5 protein-coding genes are annotated in these 5,971 nt (G+C 70.7%); 3 read left to right on the top strand and 2 right to left on the bottom strand.

All coding sequences use genetic code 11. The features are described from left to right. A partial coding sequence (locus WBA11_RS15830; RefSeq protein WP_424521627.1) for an LLM class flavin-dependent oxidoreductase occupies nt 1-548 on the bottom strand: 548 nt, incomplete at its 3' end. Nucleotides 549-854: 306 nt separating this feature from the next. Between WBA11_RS15830 and WBA11_RS15825 the strand changes: the two genes are divergently transcribed. From WBA11_RS15825 to WBA11_RS15815, 3 genes are all read left to right on the top strand, one after another. Then, nucleotides 855-2,783: an ABC-F family ATP-binding cassette domain-containing protein gene (locus WBA11_RS15825; RefSeq protein WP_424521626.1), complete on the top strand. Its 1,929-nt coding sequence runs from the start codon at nt 855-857 to the stop codon at nt 2,781-2,783. 69 nt (nt 2,784-2,852) lie between these two features. Continuing rightward, nucleotides 2,853-3,911: a T9SS type A sorting domain-containing protein gene (locus tag WBA11_RS15820; RefSeq protein ID WP_424521625.1), complete on the top strand. Its 1,059-nt coding sequence runs from the start codon at nt 2,853-2,855 to the stop codon at nt 3,909-3,911. A 98-nt stretch (nt 3,912-4,009) separates the two neighbouring features. Beyond that, nucleotides 4,010-5,086 (top strand): T9SS type A sorting domain-containing protein, encoded by a 1,077-nt coding sequence (locus tag WBA11_RS15815; protein ID WP_424521624.1) that lies wholly within the window; start codon nt 4,010-4,012, stop codon nt 5,084-5,086. A gap of 23 nt (nt 5,087-5,109) precedes the next feature. Here the strand turns inward: WBA11_RS15815 and WBA11_RS15810 are convergent. Continuing rightward, nucleotides 5,110-5,971 (bottom strand): TolC family protein (locus WBA11_RS15810; protein WP_424521623.1); only part of this gene is annotated, 862 nt, incomplete at its 5' end.

The following is a 5,971-nucleotide window of genomic DNA, read 5'->3' as shown; positions in this document are numbered from 1 at the left end:
GCCCGCAACACCGACGCCGGCGTCCCGCCGACCGCCACCCAGACCGGCAGCTCGTCCTGCTGTGGACGCGGGTACACCGGCTGGTCCCGCAGCGCCGCGCGGTGCCGCCCGCTCCACGTCACCCGCTCCGACGCCCGCAGCGCCAGTAGCAGCTCCAGCTTCTCCTGGTAAAGTGAGTCGTAGTCCCCCAGCTCGTAGCCGAACAGTGGGAACGACTCGATAAACGAGCCGCGTCCCGCCAAGATCTCCGCCCGCCCGTTCGAGAGCAGGTCGAGCGTCGCGAAGTCTTGGAACACGCGCACCGGGTCGTCCGACGACAAGACGGTCACCGAACTCGTCAGCCGGATCCGCTCCGTCCTCGAGGCCGCCGCCGCCAAGACCACTGCCGGCGCCGACGCCGCGTAGTCCGGCCGGTGGTGCTCCCCGACGCCGAACACGTCGAGGCCGACCTGGTCCGCGAGCTCGATCTCCTCGAGCAGGTTCCGAAGGCGGTCCGTGCGGGTGGTGCCGGGCGGCACCTCGGCAAACGAGAACAGGCCGAGCTCCATGGTGTCTGTGGTGTGTACGGGAGGAACGCCCTGAACGACGCGCACGGTTTCCGTTCGAGGACCGTAGGGAAGGGGGCAGTGACAGATGCTCCCCCGTCCTCGAGGACGACCCGCTGCCCTCGGGCCTTTAGGTCGAGTCCCCCCTCCTTGCATGAGGAGGAGGACAGGGGGTGGTGAGCAGCCGCCCTCGAGGCCGAACCCCACGTACGCCCTCGAAGCCACGCCCCCGACCTCGCATTCCCTCCCATCGTCACCGACCGCCCTCGAGGACGCCCCGATCTTCCGGCGTCCCCCTCCCCCGCCCCGATGGCTGTCCTCACCTTCGACCGCGTCCGCAAGAGCTACGGCACCAAGCCGCTCTTGGAGGACGTCTCGTTCGTCATCCAGCCCGACGAGAAGGTCGCCGTGATCGGGGCCAACGGCGCCGGCAAATCGACGCTCCTCAAGCTCGCGTCCGGCCTGGAGACGCCCGACGGCGGCGAGGTCCTGGTCGCCTCCGGCGCCCGGATCGGCGTCTTGGACCAGCGGCCCGACCTCGAGGCCGAGGCCACCGTCCTCGATGCCGTCTTCGCCGGCGACGGACCGACGGCGACCCTCCTGCGCGACTACGAGGCCGCGCTCGCAAAGCTGGAGGCCGACTACACGGACGAGAAAGCCGCCGCCGACATCGCCCGGCTCTCGGGGCGCTTGGACGCCGTCGGCGGGTGGGACCTCGAGGCCCAGGCGCGCGCCGCCCTGGACCGGCTCGGGCTGGCCGACCCGACGGCGAAGGTTGGGACCTTGAGTGGGGGGCAGAAAAAGCGCGTCGCGCTCGCACGTGCCATCGTCGAGCGGCCGGACCTGCTCATCCTGGACGAGCCAACGAACCACCTCGACACCGAGACCATCGAGTGGATGGAGGGGCTTCTGCGGTCGTGGACCGGCGCGCTCCTGCTGGTCACCCACGACCGCTACGTCTTGGACCGCGTGACGAACCGGATGCTCGAGGTCGAGCGTGGGACCGTCCAGCGCTTCGTGGGCTCGTACGGGAGCTACCTCGAGCAGAAGGCGGCCCAGGCCGTCGTCGAGGCCGCCGAGGAGTCGAAGCGGCAGAACCTCGCCACGCGCGAGTTGGCGTGGCTCCGGCGCGGCGCCAAGGCGCGGACCTCGAAGTCGAAGGCCCGCATCGACCGGGCGCACGCGCTCTTGGACGCCAAGCCCGACGCCGCGGCAGCTGACATCGCCATCGAGTCGGTCTCGACTCGCTTGGGGAAGAAAGTGGTTCAGCTCGAGGGCGTCTCCAAAGGCTTCGACGGGCGGACGCTGATCGAGGACCTGACCTACGAGCTCACGCGAGACGATCGGCTGGGCATCATCGGCCCCAACGGCGCCGGCAAGACCACGCTCTTGGAGATGATCGCCGGGCGGCTCGCTCCCGACGACGGCGTCCTCGAGGTCGGACCGACGGTGACCATCGGGTACTACGACCAGGAGAGCCGGGACTTGGCCGCGTCCCAGCGCGAGGGTGCCGACCAGCGCTTGATCGACTCCGTCGAGGACATCGCCGACAACGTCAAGATGTCGGACGGGTCCGTCATCACGGCGGCCCAGATGCTGGAGCGGTTCCTGTTCCCGCGCGAGGTGCAGTACACGCCCGTCGGGCTTCTCTCCGGCGGCGAGCGGCGACGCCTCTACCTGTTGCGCGTGCTGATGGGCGCGCCCAACGTGTTGCTGCTCGACGAGCCCACCAACGACCTCGACATCCCGACCCTCGTTGCCTTGGAGGGCTACCTCGACACGTTCGCCGGCGCCGTCGTGACGGTCTCTCACGACCGCTACTTCCTGGACCGCACCGCCGAGCACCTGCTGCGCGTCGAGGGCGACGGCCGGGTCCGCAAGATCCCCGGCAGCTACAGCGTGTGGGCCGAGATCGAGGCGAACGAGAAGGTCGCCTTGGAGGCCGCCGACGCGCGCCGAGCCGAAGCGGCGGGGGCGCCGGAACCCGAGCCCGAGGCCTCCAAGGCGCCGGCGGAGCCCGCCCCGAAAAAGCTCACGTACGCCGAGAAGCTGGAGCTCCAGGAGGTCGAGGCCCGGATCGCCAAGGCCGAGGACCGCCAGCCCGTCCTCGAGGCCGAGATGGTCGAGCACGCGGCGGACGCCGACAAGGTCATCGCGCTCTCGGCCGAGTTCGCCGCGTTGACGGAGCAGCTCGAGACCGACGTCGAGCGGTGGGCCGAGCTCGCGGAGCGGGCCTGAGTCGCCCTCGAGGGCGTTGCGCGTCGGGGCCTAGCCACCTATCCTTGGGTGAACAGTGCCTCAACGACCATGCGTTATGTGATCCTCGCGGCGGCGCTCTGCGCGCTCCCCGCCTCCGCCCAGCTCTCGTTCACCGCCGACGACTACCGCCCCAGCGGGTTCTCGGAGTACGGCTTCGCAGAGGCCGACGGTCCCCTCTTGCTCTACTCGACCGACGCGTCGGGGACCAGCGCGTCCGACAGCGCGATCGACGCGCTCATCGCCCGGACCGGCGCGGATCAGACGTGGGACTTTACCGTGTTGGAGACCACGGCCGTACCGATCACACCGGACCGGCGCGTCCTCGAGGACCCCGCTGGTCTGCCTGGCGCGGACCTGTTCACCACGGCGACGGCAGCCTATGAGGACGGCAGGCCGGGAGTCGACTACGTGAGCTACACCTACGCCCGGGTCGACGGCGACTCGTTGATCACGCTGGGGAGCGTCACCCTGGACTCGACCTCGACCGTCGTGCTCCAGAGCCGGTACACGCCTGACGGTCGCGTTCAGGCCACGTTCCCGTTCACCTTCGGCACCTCATTCGAGGACGAGGGCGACGTCGACGCGTCCCCCCGCCCGCTCGTCGATCTCTCCTGGAGCGAGACGGTCGAGGTGGTGGGATACGGCACGCTGGTCGTGCCGTCGGGCTCGTACGAGTGCCTCATGGTCCGGCGCACCGAGACGAGCGATGGGTTTACGACGTCCGGGTACACCTGGGTCACGGCCGACCGGGCTGGGGCGGTCGCTGTGAACAACGAGCTCGGACCCGGCCGCACCTTCCGCGAAGCGCGGTTCTACGAGCCCCGCATCGTCACCGCCCTCGAGGACGGGTCTCGCCTCGCGTCGCTGTCCGTCGCGCCCAACCCGACGGCGTCGACCTCGACGGTGAGATTGTCCGTCCTCGAGGCCGGACCCGCTCGGGTCGCGGTCTACGACGCGCTCGGACGCGAGGTCGCGGCCCTGCACGACGGCGTCCTGGGCGCCGGCGACCATGGGTTCTCGACCTCGAGGTTGACGCCGGGGCTCTACGTCGTCCGCATCGAGGTCCAGGGGCATGCCGAGACGGCGCGGTTCGTCGTCGCGCGGTAGCCGCTCGGCCTCGAGGCCAGGGCTCGGGACGTCGCCCTCGAGGGGGGCGCGGAGACGGCGCACGTGTCTATCCTAACCGCCTTCCCACCACCCCGCCCGTGCGCTTCTTGATTCTCGCGGCGACGCTCGCCGCGCTGCCCGCCTCCGCCCAGCTCTCGCTCTCCGCCGACACCTACCGGCCGATCCCGTTCGGCGTCGAGGGCGACGCGACCATCTTCTCGACCGACGCGGTCATCAACGCCACCGACGAGGACCGCGTCGACGCCCTGATCGCGTTGACAGGCCGAGGTCAAACGTGGGACTTTACGGCGCTCACGTACAGCGACCAGCGTCTGCCCATCACGACGGAGACGTTCGAGGACCCCGCGGGCCTGCCGGGCGCCTCCAACTTCCCGACCGCGACGCGAGCCTACGCGTTGGGCGGCACCGGCCTCACGAACCCCGGCTCGACCTCGTACACCTACGTCCGCATCGAGGACGGCGTGTTCGCGACGCTCGGTGAGTTTGTGCCGGCGAGCGCGGGGGCCCCTGACTTTCTACTCCGGAACGTCGACGGCCTCGAGCAAGCGTCGTTCCCGTTCACGTTCGGCACCACGGTCGTCGGAGAGTCGGAAGTCGTCTCGCTGATGGCGGTCCCCGGCGTCGTGAGCACGGTCCGCGAGGTGTCCGAGGTTGTCGGGTCCGGGACGCTGGTCGCCCCCACCGGCCGGTTCGACTGCCTGATGGTCCAGCGTACGACCGACAACACGACGACGCAGGACGGCCGGGTCATCCTCGAGAGCAGGTTCATACAGTACGAGTGGCTGACCGACAGCGACGTCGCGGCGACGGCCGCTAACGATGAGATCACGCCGGGTCAACGCTTCCGCGTCGCAGCGCTCTACCTCCCGGGAACGACCACCGCCCTCGAGGACGAGCCACAGTCGGTCGCCCTGTCCGTCGCACCAAACCCGACGGCGTCGACCTCGACGGTCCGGTTGTCCGTCCTCGAGGCCGGTCCGGTACGCGCAGCGGTGTATGACGCGCTCGGCCGCGAGGTGGCCGTCCTGCACAACGGCGTCCTGGGCGCCGGCGATCATGGGTTCTCGACCTCGAGGCTGACGCCGGGGCTCTACGTCGTCCGCGTCGAAGCCGGCGCGCGCGCCGAGGTGGTCCGGTTCGTCGTCGCGCGATAGCGACCTCGAGGACGGGGACGCGCCTACCGCGGCTCGGCCAGCGTCGCGGCGTCGGACGGGAGCAGGTCGCCGGCCAGCAGCCGGAGCTCCGCCTCGGCCAGTCTCGCTTGGTACACGGCCTCGACCCGTCGCGTCCGCACGTCGACGAGCGTGAGCTGGATCTGGCGGAGGTCGACGGGCGTGATGAACCCGAGACGGAGCTGGGCCAGGGCCACGCGGACGTTCTCCCGCGCGACCTGCTCGTTGAGCGTCTCGAGATCCACAAGTGCCCGAAACCCCTCCGCGAGTGCAGCGAGCTGGACCGCCCGGGCCCGGTTCGCGATCCGCTCCGCGTCCGTCGAGAGCTCGGCCTGGCGGAGCCCGATGCGCGCGTTCACGAGCCGCCGCTCCCGCTCCCCCGCGTCGAAGATGGGGAGCGAGGCCGTCAGGCCGTAGCGGAGGTCCGGGCCGACCGTGGGGTCGAAGCTCGGAGGAAGGAACCCGCCGTCGAAGACGGTCAGCCCGACGCCAGCCGACGCCCGGACAGTCGGCCGGTAGTCGGAGCGGACTTGGTCGATGGCCTCGACGGCGGCGGCTTCGGCCGCTTGGAACGCGGCCACACGGCGGTTGCCTACGGCCGCTCGCGCCACCAACACGTCGAGGGCGGGCGGGGCACCGAGGGCCAGCGTGTCGGTGACGACGACGGCGCCGGGCTCGGGGAGCGCGAGGAGCCCGCCTAGCCCCGCCCGAGCCCCGGCGAGTTGAACCCGGCGCTGCAAGAGGAGGGCGCGGTCGGCGTTGTAATCCGCGAGCGCGAGCGCGGCGTCGATCTCGGCGGCGGTCCCGATGCGGACCTCGGCCTGGGCGATCCGGAGGCGGGCCTCGGACACCTCGACGGCCTCGAGG

The sequence above is a fragment of the Rubrivirga sp. genome, assembly GCF_049648075.1.
In the GTDB taxonomy this organism is placed as follows: domain Bacteria; phylum Bacteroidota; class Rhodothermia; order Rhodothermales; family Rubricoccaceae; genus Rubrivirga.
This window is presented reverse-complemented; position numbering and strand designations above follow the sequence as displayed.